The organism is Mesorhizobium yinganensis, assembly GCF_040081985.1.
Classification (GTDB): Bacteria; Pseudomonadota; Alphaproteobacteria; order Rhizobiales; family Rhizobiaceae; genus Kumtagia; species Kumtagia yinganensis.
The window spans coordinates 118971-136650 of the sequence record NZ_JBEBMH010000003.1 but is presented as its reverse complement, the minus strand read 5'-3'; the positions used below and the strand labels follow the sequence as shown (position 1 = coordinate 136650).

Genomic DNA, 17680 nt, shown 5'->3' with positions numbered 1-17680 from the left:
CCCGCGAGGTTCGCCCGGCCAACCGCTTCCCGGCAGTTCGAATCGACCATCCCGTCAGCCCGGCATGACCCACCGTCAGCTTCCTCCCAAAAGTCGGTAGAGGCCGTTGATACGGCCCGTTCTGCGTCAAACCGACGCTCGCAAGCTTGACACCGCTTTGCCTTTCTCACCATAACGCTCGGGGATTGGGGCGCGATAACGGTATCATGCGCAAGTTCGTGGGGGCACTGGCGGCAGGGTTGATGCTTGGCTGCGCCAGCATCGCGACCGCCGACCCCGTTCCGCGCAACGCGCCTGCCGCGGGCTCGGTGATCGCCCGCAAGACCGGCGAGGAAGTGCGTTTCATCGACGTCAGCAACTGGCGCGGCGTCGACATACACCAGGATCTCTTGGCCGGCGACGAGCTGCGCACCAACGCACTGGGCAGCCTCGCCGTGCTGTTTTCCGACAACACCCAGGTCCGGCTCGGACGCAACACCACGCTCGTGGTGAAGGAGATCAACCCCGGCGCCGATTCGCTGTTCAGTCTGGAGAGCGGCAGCATATGGGCGCGCGCCGAGCGTGGCGGCGAGGGTCTCGTCATCGAGACGCCGGCGGCGGCGGCCGCTATTCGCGGCACCGACTGGACGATGACGGTCGTCGGCGACCGCACGTCGCTCACCGTGCTGGAAGGCAAGGTCGAACTGTCGAACGCGCTTGGCTCGGTCACGGTCGTGCCGGGCGAGGCGGCTTCTGCCCGCATCGGCCAGGCGCCGACCAAGACGGTGATCGTCGCGCCGGACGACCGCGAGCAGATGCTCTTTTATCTCTCGCTTCGCGACAGTTTTTTGATCCTCCCTGCATCGCCGCTCTCCAGCCGCGAGATGCGGGAGGAGCGGGCGAAGATCGCCGAAATCCCCGAGGCGGCCCGCACGGGCGAGCAATGGCTGACGCTGGCCGAGGTGGCGCTGTCCTATGACGGCCGCGCCGCCGCGAAGAAGGCCGCCGACCAGGCACGCGCCTTCCGCCTCGCTCCCGCCCAGCGCGCCCGCCTCGACCTTGTCGACGCCATGATCGCGGCTTCCGAAAAACGCTACGCCGACGCGATCCCGCTGTTCTCCCGCGCCGCGCCAAAACTGTCCGGCAGCCGGCGGGCAATGGCGGAATATGGCGGTTATTTCTCGCGCGCGCTGGTCAATCCGAACCGCATTGAGCAGCCGCCGAGCGGCGAGGCCAGCGGCCCGGCCGGCGCCATCGCCGCCGCCTGGACGGCGGGTTTTCTGCAGGACATTCCGGCGGCTATAGAAATCGTGCGCCGCGCCGAACAGCGCTATCCCAACGACCCGACCTTGCCGGCGGTCCGCGCCCAACTCGCCATTCTGGTCGACGACCGCCCGCAGACCGAGGAAGCGATCCAGCGTGCGCTGGCGCTCGATCCGGACGATCCGACCGCGCTGGAAGCCCGCGCCCGCTACCGCGTCGTAGTCCAAAGCGACCTCGAAGGCGCGCTCGCCGACGCCACCCGCGCCTCCGAACTCATGCCCGGCTCGACCTCGGCCTGGAACCTGCTCGGGCTGGTGCTGAGCGCCCGCGACGCCAACCGCGAGGCCGAGGCGGCTTTCCTGAAAGGTGTGGAACTCGACCCGCAGGACCCGCTTGCCCGCGCCAATCTGGCGCTGCTTTATCTCGACCAGGGCCGCGTTGCCGAGGCGAAGGCCGAGATCGACACCGCGATGGCGGAAGACCCGTCCTTCGACATCGGGCTGGTGGCGCGCGGGCGCTACTATATCGAGACGAACGAGATGGATAAGGCCGTACAGGACCTGCTTGCCGCCTCGACCGCCAATCCGACCTACGCCCAGGTGCTCCTGCTGCTTGCCGCCGCCTATTACGAAAAGGGCGACAAGGAACCTGCCGAACAGGCGCTGGAAAACGCCAATCGGCTCGATCCAAACGACCCGGTCACGGCATCCGCCGAGGTTGCGATCGCGGCGAACGAATATGATTCCGACCGCGCCATTCGCGCTGCGCAGGAAGCGCTGAAGCGAGCGCGGGCGCGCGGCGGCGACTATGCTGCCCTCAGCGCCAGCCGCGATCAGGGCTCGACACTGAATGATGCCTATCGTCTTCAGGGCCTCAATGCCTGGGGCAGGTATTATGGCGATGTGGTTTTCGATCCGTTTTCGGCCAGTGCGCTGGTTGACCAGGCGGTTGCTGGCAGCCCAAATCCTTTCGCGGTTCAAGGTGATTACGGAAAGGATCCAGTCCCGGAGCCGACACCGAACGATTCCGTGCTTGGTTCATTCACACAGGCTCTCCTGCTTGACCCACGCATGCTCGCCAGCAGGACTCGTGGCGCCAATCTAATCCACCGCCCGTTCTTCGAGGCAACGCTCGGCGGCGGAGGTGTAGCGGGCGACGGGAGCGGCTGGAATGCTGAGGGCGAGATCAGGGGATACGCGACCTACCCGTTTCCGATCAGCGTCTATGGGCAATTATCCAAGACGGATACGAATGAGAGCCGAAGTGGCGCGAGCCCGGGCGTATCATTCGACAATACCTCCTTCGATCTTGCCGACGATGGGCTTACCGGCTTCGGTTATCTTGCGGCCAGCCCGACTCCGAATGACAACATCGTCGCGTTCGGCGCGTTTGATGATTCTACAAACAATTTAAGCAACGGGTTTAGCCAGATCAGTGATTTTGTCGGCGACTTGTATTCCAATTCTGTCGAGGATCGAAACGGGAACTTTGGAGTCGCGTGGAGTCATTCATTTGGATACCGAAATGTAGTCAGCACCGGAGTGTTAGCGTCAGGCTTCAATCGTAACAGCTTTCAAGAAAATCTTGCAATTGAAGTGGATCAATCTGGAAATCCAGTGGACTTTGCTGCTGTTGACCAAACGATAGAATCAAAATCAATATCCATTATCGGTTCCATAAATCATAGCTTGGGCATCGACGAATTTACTCTGCGGTATGGCCTCGAAGCTGGCACGTTTGATCAGGATCGATCAGTTCGCACCAGGATTTTGACGCCCACCTTGCCGTTGGAAGACATAACGCAGGAAACTAACTTCGACTTGGCGGCAGGCCGAGTCTACGCCGACGTGATCTACGAGATCACACCCGTATTGCAGGCGGAAGCCGGTATGTTCGCAACCTATCTCGATGGGGGTTCGCTCGACGAATTTACTCCCGAGCCTAGGGTCGGCTTGGCCTGGTCACCATTTGAAGGGCACTGGCTGCGTGCCATGTATATGAAGGAGAGCAGCGCGATCAACGGCGCGACGCTCGCCCCGATCGGCGTGCTCGGATTGCAACCCAACCAGGCGCCGCTCGACGTTGGCGGCACCTCCCAAACGTTTGGGGCTCGTTGGGATGCGGAATGGAGCCCGTATATCTTTACATCGGTCGACTACCAGCACCAGGACTTGGACACGCTGGCAATTCCCGTGCCCTTGTCTCTCAACCAGATATCTCTTAGCGAAGGCCGTATCGATCGTCTGAGCGCCACCGTAAATTTGTGGCTCACGCATGGCTTCGGTGCTTTCGCCAGTCTTGCATATCTCGATTCGGAGAATCTGGATTCCTCATCAGCCAGTTTTGGCGGCCCGCTGCCGTATGTACCATACAGGACTGCACGAATTGGTCTTACCTGGGTAAGTACATCGAACCTGAAGGTGACCGTTGCGGGAACATATGTGGGAGAACGGTGGGGTGAAAGTGCAACAGTACCCTTTAACAGGATGATGGACGGTTACTGGACCGCCGATGCATTCCTGACCTGGGAGCCATTCGACAAGCGCTTCGAACTGGAGCTCGCGGCATACAATCTTTTCGACGAAGACTTCGAGGTCGCTCCGTATACGCCGGGCTGGGGCCGCGTCTTCACCGGCTCCCTGAAAATGCGGTTCTGAGATGACGCGTCGCGCCGGCGGCGCCAGTCGCCGCTTCTGGCAACTGGCCGTCATCGTCCCGCTGGTCGCGGCGGTCGCCGGCGCCGCTTCGTTGACCTCGCCCTGGCGGCTGATCGAGCTGAAAATCTTCGATTATTTCTCCACAATCGCCCCGCCGGCACCGACCGAAGATTCACCGATCATCGTCGCCATCGACGAACCGTCCATGGCCGAGATCGGCCGCCGCTGGCCCTGGCCGCGCGACCTGCATGCCACACTGGTCCGGTCGCTGCGCGCGGCCGGCGCGAAGGCGGTGGGCCTCGACATCATCTTTGCCGAACCTTCCGCCGCAGCCGGCGACGCGGCGCTGGCGGCGACGCTGGGGCCGGATGTGGTGCTGGCCGCCGACGAAACCATCATCCGGACGCCGCAGGCCGACCAGCGCATAAGGGTGGAACCCCTGCCTGCCTTTACCGAGGCCGGCGCGAAACCCGGCATCGCCTCCGTCTTGCTAGACGGCGACGGCATCGTCCGGCGCATGCCGCCCTATGCCGACGGCTTTGCCACGCGCCTGCTGGAAGCCACCGGTGTGGCGCCCGGCAGCCCGCCGCCGGATGCGTTGATCCAGGCTTTTGGCCCGGCCCGCACATTCCAGACAGTCTCCTATTACCAGGCGCTCGACCCGAAGGGCTTTTTGCCTCCCGGCATCTTCCGCGACCGTATCGTCATTGTCGGCCTGTCCATGCAGTCCGCCTCCGGCGTCGATTCCGGCGGCGCGGACGTGTTCGCCACCCCCTACACGGTGCGCAGCCGCAATCTGATCCCTGGCGCCGAGCTGCAGGCGACTGTTCTGGAAAACCTGGCGCGCGGCCTGTTCGTCACGCCGGCCCAGGCATCGCTGGCTGCCCTGTCGACGATCGCGGGGGCTTTGCTTGCAGGCGTGGTCATATGGCGCGGCACTGGATACGTTACAGGTCTGGTATCCGTCGTGACCATCGTGCTGTTTTTCGGCGCCAGCTTTCTTCTGCTGCACTATGGCCGCTTCTATCTCGCGCCGCTCGCCCCCTCGCTTTCCTTCGCCGGCGTCGCCGCCATCCAGAGCGCGCGCGACTATGCGGCCGAGCGGCGGCGGCGTATGCGCATCACCCGCGCCTTCTCGCAATATCTGTCGCCGGTGCTGGTCGGCCGGCTGGCCGACGATACCGGCCAGCTGAAACTCGGCGGCGAGCGGCGCGAACTCACCATCCTTTTCTGCGACGTGCGTGGCTTCACCACAATTTCCGAAGAGATGAAGGACGATCCGGAAGGCCTGACGCGGCTGATGAACCGGCTGCTCAACCCGCTGTCCGACGTGATCCTGAAGGCTGGAGGCACCATCGACAAATATATCGGCGACGCCATCATGGCCTTCTGGAACGCGCCGCTCGACGATCCCGACCACGCCCGTCACGCCATCGAGGCCGCGCTCGGCATGCTGAAGGCGGTGGACGCGCTGAATGTCGAGCGCGAGGCCGAAGCCGACATTTTTGCCAGGAAGCCGCATCCGCTGAAGATTGGCATCGGCATCAACACCGGTGACTGCGTCGTCGGCAATATGGGCTCCGACTTCCGCTTCAACTATTCGGCACTGGGCGATGCCGTGAACCTCGCCTCGCGGCTGGAAAGCGAGACCAAGGCGTTCGGCGTGTCGATCCTGGTTGGCGAGCAGACGGCGCGTCGCGCCGGCGGCAAGATCGCGCTGGCCGAACTCGACAGTGTCCGCGTCAAGGGCAAGTCCGAGGCCGTCGCCGTCTCGACTCCGGTGCCCGAAGCCTCGGCCGAGGCGCTGGCCGAGCACGCGGCTTTTCTGGCCGATGTGCGCATGGGGAGGACCACCAGCCACGACCCGCGCTTCGAAAAACTGTCCAAAACCCTTCCGCGCGTCGATGGGTTTTACCGGCTGTTGAAGCAACGGTTTTCGGATCGAGGGGAGGTCGGATGAGGCGCGGATGGTGTCGCCGGCATGAATCCCGCCGCCCGACATCATCGCCGTTGCGAACCACCGCCGCCCCGCGCTACGGTGCGATGAGGGAGAGACATTATGAACATCAAATCGCAGACCGCCGGCGAAATTGCCATTCCGTTCGACCACGAAAAGCTCGACCGCCTGATGGACGCGGCCGGGCTCGACATCCTGGTTGCCACCTCGAAGCACAACGTCCAGTACCTGCTTGGCGGCTACAAGTTCATCTTCTTCGCCGCCATGGACGCCATCGGCCACAGCCGCTACCTGCCGGTGCTGGTCTACGAGAAGGGCAGGCCTGAAAACGCCGCCTACATCGCCAACAAGATGGAGGGCGCGGAGCATGTCAACCGTCCGTTCTGGACGCCGACCTTCCAGCCTGCGACTTGGGCCAGCGTCGACGCCGCCAACCTCGCCGCCGAGCATATCCGCAAATTGGCGAAGCCAGGCGCGCGCATCGGCATCGAGCCGCCCTTCCTGCCCTCCGACGCGCACGCCGTTCTTGAAAATCTCGGCAACAGCATCGCGCTGGTCGATGCCACCGCGACCTTCGAGCGCCTGAGGGCGGTCAAGACCCCCGAGGAACTGTCAAAACTGCGGGCCGCCTCTGAATTCATCACCGATTCCATGCTCGCTACGATCGAATGGGCAAACGAAGGCTCGGCCAAGACCGACATCATTGAGCGCTTGCGCAAGGAGGAGACCAAACGCGGCCTGCACTTCGAATATTGCCTGCTGACGCTGGGTTCCAGCCACAACCGCGCAGCCTCGCCGCAGGCCTGGAAAAAGGGCGAAGTGCTGTCGATCGATTCCGGTGGCAACTACCACGGCTATATCGGCGATCTCTGCCGCATGGGTGTGCTTGGCGAACCGGATGCCGAACTGGAGGATCTGCTGTCGGAAGTCGACGCCGTGCAGCAGGCCGCCTTCGCTAAGATCCGCGCTGGCGCGCTGGGCGGCGACCTAGTCGCGGCCGGCGAGATGGCGCTAAAGGCATCGCCAAGTGCTGCCTTCACCGATTTCTTCGCTCACGGCATGGGTGTCATCACCCATGAGGCGCCTTTCCTGATGACCAACCATCCGGTCGCCTATGAAGGCGTGGATGCCGGCAACCCGCTGGAGGCAGGCATGGTGCTCTCGGTCGAGACCACGATGCTCCATCCTTCGCGCGGCTTCATCAAGCTCGAGGACACGGTGGCCGTTACCGAGACCGGCTATGAGATGTTCGGCGAGCGCGCCCGCGGCTGGAACAGGGGCGGCATCTGACCTAAACGCGGTTCCGGTTCAGGGGATTCCACCGCACCTTGCCGAGGCGGATGCGTTCGCGCGCGACCGTAAGCAGACCCGATCCGGCAATCACAGCGAGCCCCGCGACCGTCCATGCGTCGGGCTCCTCGTTGAACAGCAGCGCGCCGATCACGACGGCCCAGACGATCTGGGAGTATTGCGTGGAAGCTAGCTGGTTGGCCGGCGCGAACCGCGTGGCGCGCAACAGGATGATGTGCCCGCTCGCCGAGAACACGCCGGCCACCAGCAGGACCACTGCCTGCTCCGGCGTCGGCAGCGTGATCGAGGTAAAGACCATCGCGGCGGCGTTGAACGCAAGCACGTAGACGATGAGATAGCCCAGCATCGTCGTCTGTTTCTCATGAGGGGCCAGCGAGCGCATCAGCACGACCGTGACCGCCCCCATGAGCGCAAGCACAATCGAGGCGAAATGTCCGAATTCCAGGGCGCGGAAGCCGGGCCTCACCACCAGCAGCACCCCCGCGAAACCGGCGACCACCGCGAACCAGCGCCACGGACCGACCTGCTCCTTGAGGAAGACAATCGACAGCACCGTCACGAACAGCGGGGCCAGGAAGATGATCGCGTAGACCTCGGCTAGCGGGATCGAAGTGAACGCGACGACGCTGAGCACACTGGAAGCCACGCCAAGGACAGCGCGTCCCTGAACCGCCCACGGACGCTTCATTCGCCAGAACTCGGCCCATCGCTCGTGCCTCGGCTTTGCGAGAAATATGCAGGTTCCGGAAACGAGGGTCAGGAAAAAGCCGATCTCGAAAACCGACAGTTGGCCGCCAAGCGCTTTGATCGCCGCATCGCTCCACGAGTAGGTGGCATAGGCAACAAGCGCCAGAAGGATACCATTGTTCACGGAGGTTCTTTCAAGGAGTCCAAGCCGTTCCGGCAATGGACGGCCGAATCGAACCTTACAGCCTTGGTGAACGCGATGCTTGATCCAGTTCTGCGCGGAACCCTGAATTTTTGTTGCGTGATGTCATCCCGCTTCAGGCTGGATCAGCCGGAAATCCGGCAGGTCGCGCAATGCCAGTTCCGGTCCCGTGGGCGAATAGACGACAAAAAGCTGCATCGGCCCGTCGCCGGTGTTGAGTGTGGAATGAAACCGGCTTTCCGGCACAAAGATTGTGCAGCCCGGCCCGACCTTTTGAACAACCGGGTTGCCTTGTTCGTCCTCGACCATCTGCTCGCCATTGCCGGAGATGACAAAGATGATCTCCTCCGCGCCCGGATGGTTATGGCGTGAATGTCCTTGGCCGGACGGCAGGTCTACCACGCCTCCGGAAAACCGCTTCGCGCCATTGACCTCAGGCGCGACGGTGAGCGCCAGCCTGCCCCAGTCGAAGCCGAATGCCGTCACGTCCTTCGGATAAACGAACACCTTCGATTTGTCGCTCATCGCCTCATCCCTTCTTTTTCTTTGCCGGCTTCGCGGCTTTGCCGACCGCCAGCGCCTTGAAGTCCGCGGTCTGCCTTGTGATCGCCGCCTCGGCCGGCAGGCGCTCCATGGAAGAGGCGCCGTAGAAACCATGCAGCCCTTCGACCCGCTCCAGCACGTAGCGGGCATCGTCCGGCATGGAGATCGGACCGCCATGGCAGAGCAGGATCACGTCCTTGCGAACCGAACGTGCCGCATCGGCGATATCCGCGATCTCTTTCACGCAGTCATCCAGCGATTTCGCCGACGTTGCGCCGATCGTGCCGCCCGTGGTGACGCCCATATGCGCCACCACGATGTCGGCGCCGACCCTGGTCATCGCCTTGGCCTCGTCGGTATTGAAGACGTAAGGCGTGGTCAAAAGGTCGAGCTCGTGCGCGGCGGCGATCATGTCAACCTCGAGCCCAAAACCCATGCCGGTTTCCTCGAAACTCTGGCGCATGGTGCCGTCGAACAGGCCAATGGTCGGGAAATTCTGGACGCCGGAAAAGCCGATGTCCTTCAGTTCCGCCAGGAAGTGCGGCATGATCACGAATGGGTCGGTGCCGTTGACGCCGGCCAGCACGGGCGTCCTTTTCACCACCGGCAGCACCTCGACCGCCATCTCCTTGACGATCTCGTTGGCGTTGCCATAGGCGAGCAGGCCGGCGGCGGAGCCGCGGCCCGCCATGCGGTAGCGGCCCGAATTGTAGATGATGATGAGGTCGATGCCGCCGGCCTCCTCGGACTTGGCCGACAGGCCGGTGCCCGCGCCGCCGCCGACGATCGGCACGCCGTCGGCGATCATCTTGCGGAATTTTTCGAGGATCCTCTTGCGCGGGATGGCCGCCATTTCTCCCTCATACGGCTGTTGAAATTTTTTGAGACGCGCGTATCGTATTGATATGGATGTCTCACGTCAATCGAACACCGACGAGGTCGAGCGCGGCCCGCGCGCCCGCACCCGCCGGCTGATGCTGGAAACGGCCAGTCGGCTGATGCAGTCGGGCGTTACGCCGTCGGTAACGGAGGCCGCGGAAGCGGCGGGGGTGTCGCGCGCCACCGCCTATCGCTATTTCCCGAGCCAGGCCGCACTTGTGCAGGCCGTGGTCGACGAGGGCCTTGGACCGATCCTTATCTGGACTTCGGATGCGAAGGACGCTGCCGCCCGCGTTGACGATCTCATCGGTACGTCACTACCGCGCATAGAGGCATACGAGGCGACCTTCAAGGCCGCGCTGAAACTCTCGCTTGATCAGTGGGCGCGGCGCCAGGCGGGCACGCTCGGCGACGAGCCGCGCTTCACGCGCGGCCATCGCGTCGACTTGCTCCGTGACGCGATGGCGCCGTTGCGCGACAAGCTTCCACTGGAGCAATTTGAGCGGCTTGCGCAGGCGCTCTCACTGGTGTTCGGTGTGGAGGTCCTGATCGTGCTCAAGGACATATGGGGGCTGGATGGGGAGGAAACGCAATCCGTCGCCCGCTGGGCGGCGGCGGCGCTGGTGAAGGCCGCGATAGTCGCGGAAATGTGAGGGACGGACGACTTGGTCGTCCAATCTGGTTCTACCAGATGGTCAGACTTATTGATAAGTCGACAGTGTCCCTGTTTGCGCATTTCTGCGTATGAGTGCCGAATATGAAGAAAAGTGAATGTAAATGAAGAATTTTCGCGCCAAGCAGCCTGTTTTAACGGTTTCAAATCGCCAAGAAAGCCCTTGACGCCGAACTCTTGTTGGTACTACCAGATTGCAAGGAGGAGCAGCATCGGTCGGCAGGCCATGCAGTTCGAAAACCGGCTGGGGAGGGTCGGGCCCGCGATGCGGCGGCAAAAAGGCAAACGGACTGGAGGGATCATCCAAAGGTCTGCGAACGTATATGCACAAGGGAGGAACTTGTAATGCGAAAGACACTGACCGGCATTCTTGCCGGTATCGGATTCTCGCTTGCCTGCGGAACGTCGGCGTTCGCGCAGGAACTGACGATCTTCTGGGCGGAATGGGATCCAGCGAACTATCTGCAGGAACTGGCCAACGAGTACGAGAAGGAGACGGGGGTCAAGGTCACCGTCGAAACCACTCCATGGTCGGACTTCCAGACCAAGGCCTTCACCGAATTCAACGCCAAGGGTTCGGCCTACGACATGGTCGTCGGCGACTCGCAGTGGATCGGCGCGGCTTCCGAAGCCGGCCACTATGTCGACCTGACCGACTTCTTCGCCAAGCACAAGCTTGCCGAGACCATGGCGCCGGCGACGGTCAAATATTACGCCGAATATCCGGCGGCCTCCGGCAAATACTGGTCGGTTCCGGCGGAAGGCGACGCGGTCGGCTGGTCCTACCGCAAGGATTGGTTCGAGGATCCCAAGGAGATGGAGGCGTTCAAGGCCAAATATGGCTACGACCTCGCACCGCCGAAGGACTTCAAGCAGTTGCGCGACATTGCCGAGTTCTTCCACCGGCCTGACCAGAAGCGTTACGGCATCGCCATCTACACTGACAACTCCTATGACGCGCTGGTGATGGGCGTCGAGAACGCCATCTTCTCCTGGGGCGGCGAACTTGGCGATTACGCCACCTACAAGGTCGACGGCATCATCAACTCGGAAAAGAACGTCCAGGCGCTGGAAGCCTACAAGGAACTCTACAAGTTCACGCCTCCCGGCTGGGCCAAGAGCTTCTTCATCGAAGACAACCAGGCGATCACTGAGAACCTGGCCGCGATGAGCATGAACTACTTCGCCTTCTTCCCGGCGCTGGTGAATGAATCGTCGAACCCAAATGCCAAGGGCACAGGCTTCTTCGCTAACCCGGCCGGCCCCAGCGGCGACCAGTATGCTGCGCTCGGCGGCCAGGGCATCTCGATCGTCAACTACTCCGAGAACAAGGAAGAGGCGTTCAAGTTCCTCGAATGGTTCGTCAAGGACGAGACCCAGAAGAAGTGGGCCGCGCTCGGCGGCTACACCTGCAACAAGGCCGTGCTCGAATCGGCCGAGTTCCAGAATGCCACGCCCTACAACAAGGCTTTCTACGACACGATGTTCAAGGTGAAGGATTTCTGGGCGACGCCGGAATATGCGGAACTGCTGATCCAGATGAACCAGCGCGTCTATCCCTATATCACGGGCGATCAGGGTACGGCCAAGGAGGCGCTCGACAATCTCGCCGCCGACTGGAATGCGACCTTCAAGAAATACAACCGCATTAAATAAGTCGGCCAATAAAAAACTGGAGAGGGCGCAGCCCGCCCTCTCCATTTCTTTTGAAATCGAAGGAATCCGGATTTGGCTACCGCCGTCATGACCCGGCTCGATCCGAGCACGCGCGCCGCCGCTCATGGCTGGAGCGACCTGACCATCCGCAATCTTTTCATCATTCCGACGATCCTCTTCCTGATCGTCTTCAACATCTTTCCGCTGATCTATTCGCTGGGCTACTCCTTCACCGATTTCCGCGCCTCGACCAATGCGCCGGCTAACTTTGTCGGCCTGCAGAATTACCGCGAGTTGCTCAACGACGACTTCATCTGGAAGAACTTCGCGATCACCGCGCAGTACGTTATCGTGTCGGTCACCGGCCAGGTGCTGGTCGGTTTCGGCATGGCGATGCTGCTCAACCGCGACATCCCGCTGAAGGGCTTGCTCACGACGCTGCTGCTGCTGCCGATGATGCTGTCCATGGCGGTGGTCGGCCTGTTCTGGAAGCTGCTCTACGATCCCTCCTTCGGCATCATCAACTATGCGCTCGGGCTCGGCACCTTCGAATGGCTGTCCAATCCCAACATGGCGCTTTACGCGGTGGCGCTCACCGATATCTGGATGTGGTCGCCCTTTGTCATGCTGCTGTCGCTCGCGGGCTTGTCGGCGGTGCCGAAGCATCTCTATGAGGCGGCGGCGATCGACCGGGCCGGACCGTTCTACACCTTCTTCCGCATCACGCTGCCGCTGGTCGCGCCGATCCTGATGATAGCCATCATTTTCCGCACCATGGAGGCGTTCAAGACGTTCGACCTTGCCTACATCCTGACCAGTCAGCCGACGACAGAGGTGATCTCGATCCGCCTCTACAAGATGGCGTTCCAGGAATGGCAGACCGGTCGATCCTGCGCGCTCGCATACATCGTGCTGATTATGGTGCTCGCCATCACCAACATCTACGTGAAGTACCTCAACAAGGTGAAGGAGCGCTGAGATGGCGGCTGTACGCACATCTTCCGAAGTCGCGCTCAACCGCGTCGCGATCGTCGCCGTCCTCATCATCACGCTCATCTTCCTAGCGCCGATCTACTGGATCGCCTCGACGGCCTTCAAGCCGCGCAACCTGGCGACGACCATCCCGCCGACGGTGCTGTTCCAGCCGGAAGTCTCACCCTGGGTGAAGCTCTTCACCAAGCGCTCGCAACTGCGCACCCAGCCGACGCCGGAGGAATATGCCGCCGCTCCGTGGTGGGAGCGCATCGTCTTCGACGGGGGCGAGAAGGTCGTGCGCGACGGCAAGGGCAACGTGCAGTGGTCGGCATATCCCAACCGCTTCATGAACTCCCTCATCGTGGCGATCACCTCGACCGTCCTGGCGGTCGGCATGGGCACTTTCACCGCCTATGGCTTCTCCCGCTTCAGGATAAAGGGCGAGGCAGACCTGCTCTTCTTCATCCTGTCGACGCGCATGCTACCACCCGTGGTGGTGGCGATCCCGATGTTCCTCATGTACCGGGTGGTCGGTCTTAACGACACCCACTGGGGCCTGATTATCCTCTATACGGCGTTCAACCTCTCCTTCTCCGTCTGGCTGATGAAGGGTTTCATCGACGAGATCCCGAAGGAGTATGAGGAGGCCGCACTTGTTGACGGCTACACACGCATGCAGGCCTTCTTCAAGGTCGTGTTGCCGGAGGCGGCCACCGGCATCGCGGCGACCGCGGTGTTCTGCTTCATCACCGCCTGGAACGAATACGCCTTCGCGCTGATCATGACCAACCGCCGCGCCCAGACCGCGCCGCCCTTCATCCCCAGCCAGGTCGGCTCCGGCCTGCCCGACTGGACTGTGATCGCCGCTGGCACGTTCCTGTTCCTGCTGCCGGTCGCGATCTTCACCTTCCTGCTTCGCAACCATCTGCTGCGTGGCATGTCCTTCGGAGCGATCCGCAAATGATCCGGCACGCTACCCTTCAGCGCACGGCCGAAGTGGTGATGATCTTCGGCATCATTGCGCTCTGCCAGCCCTGGAACCTGTTCCTGCATCGCTACGGGCTGACCATCGTGCTCGTCGGCCTGATCACTTTCATGCTGACCGGCTGGTTCGGCCCTAAGGGCGACGCAGCACCGCCCGCGCAGCCCGGCAAGGACGGTCACTGATGACCCAGATCGAGCTTCGCGGACTGCAAAAATTCTTCGGCGCGGTCCAGGTCATCAAGGACCTCAATCTCAAGATCGAAGACAACGAGTTCATCGTGCTGCTCGGCCAGTCGGGCTGCGGCAAGACCACGACGCTGCGCGCCATCGCCGGCCTGGAGACGATCGACGAGGGCGACATCCTCATTGACGGCCAGCCGGTGCAGCATCTCAAATGCTCGGACCGCGACATCGCCATGGTGTTCCAGTCCTTCTCGCTCTATCCGCATATGACGGTCTACGAGAACATCGCCTTCCCGCTGAAGGCGACGCGCATGAGCAAGGGCGAGGTGGACAAGGAAGTGCGCGAGATCGCCAAGATCCTGCGCATTACCGACCTCCTTAACCGCAAGCCGTCGGCACTTTCGGGCGGCGACATGCAGCGGGTGGCGATCGGCCGGGCGCTGGTGCGACGGCCGAAGGCGATGCTGATGGACGAGCCGATCGGCGCGCTCGACGCCAAGCTGCGCGAGGAGATGCGCGCCGAGATCAAGCGCCTGCACGTCAAGCAGGGCTCCACCACCATCTATGTCACCCACGACCAGATCGAGGCGATGGCGCTGGCCGACCGCATCGTCATCATGCATGAAGGCGTGCTGCAGCAGGTGGGCAGCCCGGACGAGGTCTACAAATATCCGTCCAACCTGTTCGTCGCGCAGTTCGTCGGCAGCCCGGTGATGAACGTCGCCGGCGCCGCGGTCTCGGAGGACAAAGCGGGCGCGTCAGTGACCGTTACCGGCGCGCCGCAAGGCTTTGCATTTCCGCGCGAGCTTCTGTCGAAGCTCAACGGCAAGGCGGCGTCAGGTGGCATCTCGCTCGGCATCCGACCGGAGGGCGTACTCGTCCAGCATGATGCCGGTGACGGTTTCCTGCCGGTCGAGGCACATATCATCGAGCCGCTTGGTTCATACGACATCGTCGACCTTAAGGTGGGCGACCAGATGCTGCGCGCCCGCACCAAGGCGGGTTACGTCGCCAGGGCCGGCGACCGGGTGTTTGCCCGCATCGATCCCAGCCACGCGCATTTCTTCGACGCCGCCGGCCAGTCGCTGGGGGTGAGGTTGTGAGGATATCCACGCGCAAGCACCCCCTCACCGGCCCTTCGGGCCACCTCTCCCCCTGCCCGGGGGAGAGGAACCACTGCCGCGATACCGGCGCTTTTCCAGTTTGGGTTCCTCTCCCCCGGGCAGGGGGAGAGGTGGCCCGAAGGGCCGGTGAGGGGGTGCTTTTTTCCGGCTCATTCGACGGAAGGCCCTTCTGATGTCCCACATCCAGCTCAAGAACATCACCAAGAAATTCGGCCACCACACCGCGCTGAGCGGCCTCGACCTGGAGATCGAGGACGGCGAATTCTTCGTCCTGCTCGGCGAGACGGGTGCCGGCAAGACCACGACATTGCGCCTCATCGCCGGCCTGGAAAAGCCGACGGAGGGAAAGATCTTCATCGACGGCGCGGATGTCGGCGACTGGGGCGCGGCCGAGCGCGACGTTGCCCTGGTGCTCCAGCAATATTCGCTCTATCCGCGCTACACCGTGCGTGAGAACCTCGAATTCCCGCTCAAATCGAAAATCCGCCGCGTTCCGGATGTCGAGATCAAGGAGCGTGTCGCCCGCGTTGCCAAGACGCTGCGCATCGAGCATCTGCTTGAGCGCAAGACCGATAGGCTGTCCGGCGGCGAGATGCAGCGCGTCTCGATCGGCCGCGCGATTGTTAGAAAACCACGCGTTTTCCTCATGGACGAGCCGCTGTCTGCGCTGGATGCAAAACTGCGCGAAGCGTTGCGCACCGAGTTGAAGAACCTGCAGATGAACCTCGGTGCGACCTTCCTGTTCGTCACCCACGACCAGATCGAGGCGATGTCGATGGGCGACAAGATCGGCGTGCTCAACCACGGCCATCTCGTCCAGACCGGCACGCCCAACGAGATCTACAATAACCCGCTCAACACCTTCGTGGCGCGCGCCGTCGGCTCTCCTCCGATGAATCTGGTCGATGGCAAGCTGATCTCCGGCCGCGCGGTGGTCGCGCCAACAACCTTCGAGCTTCCCTATGACGGTCTCGCAGGCGCCGGCGCCGACGGCCGCCCGCTTACCTTCGGCATTCGTCCAGAGGATATCGTGCTCGAAAACGATGCTCCGGTTTCCGCAACCGTCCACGATGTCGAGAATCACGGCGTGGAAAAGATCGTCACATTGCGTGTCGGCGACACGATCCTGCGCGCCACCGCGCCGGCGCGCGCCGATCTGGTCATGGAACAGACGGTGCGCTTCGGCTGGAATCCGAAACGGGTTGCCGTATTCGACCGCGGCACCGGCATGAGCTTGCGCCACGGCGCCTGATATCTTGCTCCATGCGGAAAACCGCTAGGCAAGGACGCGAATGCGTGGACTGACAGCGCCCTCCATTGCATAGTCCGGTCTGCCGCGCGAGGCCGTCCCGGCTACTCGCATTGGGAGGGGTTATGACAAAACGCATCGTGTTCACCGGCGGGTCGGGCAAGGCCGGCAAACATGTCGTGCCGTGGCTAAAGGAACGCGGCGACTACGAGATCCTAAATGTCGACCTGAAGCCGCTCGACTGTCCCGGTGTCAACACGCTGATCACCGACGTCACCGACAGCGGCCAGGTGTTCAATGCGCTGTCGATGCATTTCGGCTTCGACGGCTACGAGAAGCCCGGCGGGCCCAGGAAGGTCGATGCCGTGGTGCATTTCGCCGCCGTTCCGCGCGTGCTGATCAATCCCGACAACAAAACCTTTTCAGACAACGTCATCAGCACCTACAACGTCATCGAGGCGGCGGTGAAACTCGGCATCCGCAAGGTGATCATCGCCTCCAGCGAGACCACCTATGGCGTTTGCTTTGCCGAGGGCGACAAGGATTTCAAGCACTTCCCGCTGGAAGAAGACTATCCGATCGACCCGATGGACAGCTATGGCCTGTCGAAGCAGCTCAACGAGCACACCGCCCGCGCCTTCGCCGACCGGACCGGCGCCGACATCTACGCGCTGCGCATCGGCAATGTCATCGAGCCGCATGAATACGGGCCGTTCAAGACCTACGCCGAAAACCCGCCCATGCGCAAACGCAACGCCTGGAGCTATATCGACGCGCGCGACCTCGGCCAGATCGTGCATCTTTGCCTCGAAAGGGACGGCCTCGGCTTCCAGGTCTTCAACGCCACCAATGACACGATCACAGCCAACGAGCCGACGGAAGAGTTTTTGAAGCGCTGGGCGCCGAACACCCCGATAAGGCGCCCTTTGAACGGCTTTGAAGCCCCTCTTTCCAACCGGAAAATCCGCGAGGTGCTGGGTTTCAAGGAAGAGCACGACTGGCGCAACTATGTCTGAGCGCTGCGGCTTGGAAGCGCACCGCGGCGGTGCGCGGCCGCATGTTCACCGGCGGAAGGTTGAGCGGTGACTGCCCTGTTCGACCGGGACGGCGTCGTCACCCGCTGGCCGCGCAAGGCCAGGGAGCGTGACGAGGTGCTCGACCACCTCGCGTCGAAATTCGAGCCTGGCCGCATCTACAAGGAAACCGATGTCACCGGCATCCTTAGCGGCTGGCATGGTTTCGGCGACCACGCCCTGTTGCGGCGCGAACTGTTCGAGTCCGGCCGGCTCGGCCACGATCCGCGCAGTGGTACATACTGGCTGATCGAAAAAGGCTGATTGGCGCCACCGACCAGCCGC

General features: G+C 62.4%; 15 protein-coding genes. 12 read left to right on the top strand and 3 right to left on the bottom strand.

Going from position 1 to position 17680, the window contains the following annotated elements; genetic code table 11:
• Positions 1 to 206 precede the first annotated feature (206 nt).
• The 3 genes from ABMA59_RS07810 to ABMA59_RS07800 all read left to right on the top strand — a co-directional run bounded on the left by ABMA59_RS07810 (position 207) and on the right by ABMA59_RS07800 (position 7146).
• Positions 207 to 3899: a FecR domain-containing protein gene (locus ABMA59_RS07810; protein WP_349004772.1), complete on the top strand. Its 3693-nt coding sequence runs from the start codon at positions 207 to 209 to the stop codon at positions 3897 to 3899.
• A 1-nt stretch (position 3900) separates the two neighbouring features.
• Complete coding sequence (locus ABMA59_RS07805; protein WP_349004771.1) at positions 3901 to 5859, top strand: CHASE2 domain-containing protein; 1959 nt, start codon at positions 3901 to 3903, stop codon at positions 5857 to 5859.
• 99 nt (positions 5860 to 5958) lie between these two features.
• The gene (locus ABMA59_RS07800; RefSeq protein WP_349004770.1) at positions 5959 to 7146 is read left to right on the top strand and encodes a M24 family metallopeptidase; all 1188 of its coding nucleotides are present in this window, start codon (positions 5959 to 5961) and stop codon (positions 7144 to 7146) included.
• Position 7147: 1 nt separating this feature from the next.
• On the opposite strand, the gene ABMA59_RS07795 is transcribed toward ABMA59_RS07800, so the two are convergent.
• The 3 genes from ABMA59_RS07795 to ABMA59_RS07785 form a co-directional block, all read right to left on the bottom strand.
• The gene (locus tag ABMA59_RS07795) at positions 7148 to 8038 is read right to left on the bottom strand and encodes a DMT family transporter (RefSeq protein ID WP_349004769.1); all 891 of its coding nucleotides are present in this window, start codon (positions 8036 to 8038) and stop codon (positions 7148 to 7150) included.
• Positions 8039 to 8161: 123 nt separating this feature from the next.
• The gene (locus ABMA59_RS07790) at positions 8162 to 8581 is read right to left on the bottom strand and encodes a cupin domain-containing protein (RefSeq protein ID WP_349004768.1); all 420 of its coding nucleotides are present in this window, start codon (positions 8579 to 8581) and stop codon (positions 8162 to 8164) included.
• Positions 8582 to 8585: 4 nt separating this feature from the next.
• Positions 8586 to 9452: a phosphoenolpyruvate hydrolase family protein gene (locus ABMA59_RS07785; protein ID WP_349004767.1), complete on the bottom strand. Its 867-nt coding sequence runs from the start codon at positions 9450 to 9452 to the stop codon at positions 8586 to 8588.
• A gap of 52 nt (positions 9453 to 9504) precedes the next feature.
• Between ABMA59_RS07785 and ABMA59_RS07780 the strand changes: the two genes are divergently transcribed.
• From ABMA59_RS07780 to ABMA59_RS07740, 9 genes are all read left to right on the top strand, one after another.
• A complete protein-coding gene (locus ABMA59_RS07780; RefSeq protein WP_349004766.1) occupies positions 9505 to 10131 on the top strand; it encodes a TetR/AcrR family transcriptional regulator in 627 nt (208 codons plus the stop codon).
• Positions 10132 to 10496: 365 nt separating this feature from the next.
• On the top strand, positions 10497 to 11807 hold the full coding sequence (locus ABMA59_RS07775) for an extracellular solute-binding protein (RefSeq protein WP_349004765.1): 1311 nt from the start codon (positions 10497 to 10499) through the stop codon (positions 11805 to 11807).
• A 72-nt stretch (positions 11808 to 11879) separates the two neighbouring features.
• Complete coding sequence (locus ABMA59_RS07770; RefSeq protein WP_349004764.1) at positions 11880 to 12785, top strand: carbohydrate ABC transporter permease; 906 nt, start codon at positions 11880 to 11882, stop codon at positions 12783 to 12785.
• Between the two features lies 1 nt (position 12786).
• On the top strand, positions 12787 to 13746 hold the full coding sequence (locus ABMA59_RS07765) for a carbohydrate ABC transporter permease (RefSeq protein WP_349004763.1): 960 nt from the start codon (positions 12787 to 12789) through the stop codon (positions 13744 to 13746).
• A complete protein-coding gene (locus ABMA59_RS07760) occupies positions 13743 to 13949 on the top strand; it encodes a hypothetical protein (protein WP_349004762.1) in 207 nt (68 codons plus the stop codon). The genes ABMA59_RS07765 and ABMA59_RS07760 overlap by 4 nt, the downstream gene beginning before the upstream one ends.
• Positions 13949 to 15052 carry an ABC transporter ATP-binding protein gene (locus ABMA59_RS07755; RefSeq protein WP_349004761.1) on the top strand — a complete coding sequence of 368 codons (1104 nt, stop codon included), beginning with the start codon at positions 13949 to 13951 and terminating at the stop codon, positions 15050 to 15052. The genes ABMA59_RS07760 and ABMA59_RS07755 overlap by 1 nt, the downstream gene beginning before the upstream one ends.
• A 193-nt stretch (positions 15053 to 15245) precedes the next feature.
• Positions 15246 to 16325, top strand: a complete 1080-nt coding sequence (locus tag ABMA59_RS07750; protein ID WP_349004760.1) for an ABC transporter ATP-binding protein — start codon at positions 15246 to 15248, stop codon at positions 16323 to 16325.
• 122 nt (positions 16326 to 16447) lie between these two features.
• On the top strand, positions 16448 to 17338 hold the full coding sequence (locus ABMA59_RS07745) for an NAD-dependent epimerase/dehydratase family protein (protein ID WP_349004759.1): 891 nt from the start codon (positions 16448 to 16450) through the stop codon (positions 17336 to 17338).
• Between the two features lie 66 nt (positions 17339 to 17404).
• Positions 17405 to 17659, top strand: a complete 255-nt coding sequence (locus ABMA59_RS07740) for a DUF2087 domain-containing protein (protein WP_349004758.1) — start codon at positions 17405 to 17407, stop codon at positions 17657 to 17659.
• Positions 17660 to 17680: the final 21 nt, after the last annotated feature.

Excerpts from the sequence above, each read along its gene's own strand:
- ABMA59_RS07810 (WP_349004772.1), top strand. The coding sequence starts at position 207 with ATGCGCAAGTTCGTGGGGGCACTGGCGGCAGGGTTGATGCTTGGCTGC.
- ABMA59_RS07805 (WP_349004771.1), top strand. The coding sequence starts at position 3,901 with ATGACGCGTCGCGCCGGCGGCGCCAGTCGCCGCTTCTGGCAACTGGCC.
- ABMA59_RS07800 (WP_349004770.1), top strand. The coding sequence starts at position 5,959 with ATGAACATCAAATCGCAGACCGCCGGCGAAATTGCCATTCCGTTCGAC.
- ABMA59_RS07790 (WP_349004768.1), bottom strand. The coding sequence starts at position 8,581 with ATGAGCGACAAATCGAAGGTGTTCGTTTATCCGAAGGACGTGACGGCA.
- ABMA59_RS07785 (WP_349004767.1), bottom strand. The coding sequence starts at position 9,452 with ATGGCGGCCATCCCGCGCAAGAGGATCCTCGAAAAATTCCGCAAGATG.
- ABMA59_RS07780 (WP_349004766.1), top strand. The coding sequence starts at position 9,505 with ATGGATGTCTCACGTCAATCGAACACCGACGAGGTCGAGCGCGGCCCG.
- ABMA59_RS07775 (WP_349004765.1), top strand. The coding sequence starts at position 10,497 with ATGCGAAAGACACTGACCGGCATTCTTGCCGGTATCGGATTCTCGCTT.
- ABMA59_RS07765 (WP_349004763.1), top strand. The coding sequence starts at position 12,787 with ATGGCGGCTGTACGCACATCTTCCGAAGTCGCGCTCAACCGCGTCGCG.
- ABMA59_RS07760 (WP_349004762.1), top strand. The coding sequence starts at position 13,743 with ATGATCCGGCACGCTACCCTTCAGCGCACGGCCGAAGTGGTGATGATC.
- ABMA59_RS07755 (WP_349004761.1), top strand. The coding sequence starts at position 13,949 with ATGACCCAGATCGAGCTTCGCGGACTGCAAAAATTCTTCGGCGCGGTC.
- ABMA59_RS07750 (WP_349004760.1), top strand. The coding sequence starts at position 15,246 with ATGTCCCACATCCAGCTCAAGAACATCACCAAGAAATTCGGCCACCAC.
- ABMA59_RS07745 (WP_349004759.1), top strand. The coding sequence starts at position 16,448 with ATGACAAAACGCATCGTGTTCACCGGCGGGTCGGGCAAGGCCGGCAAA.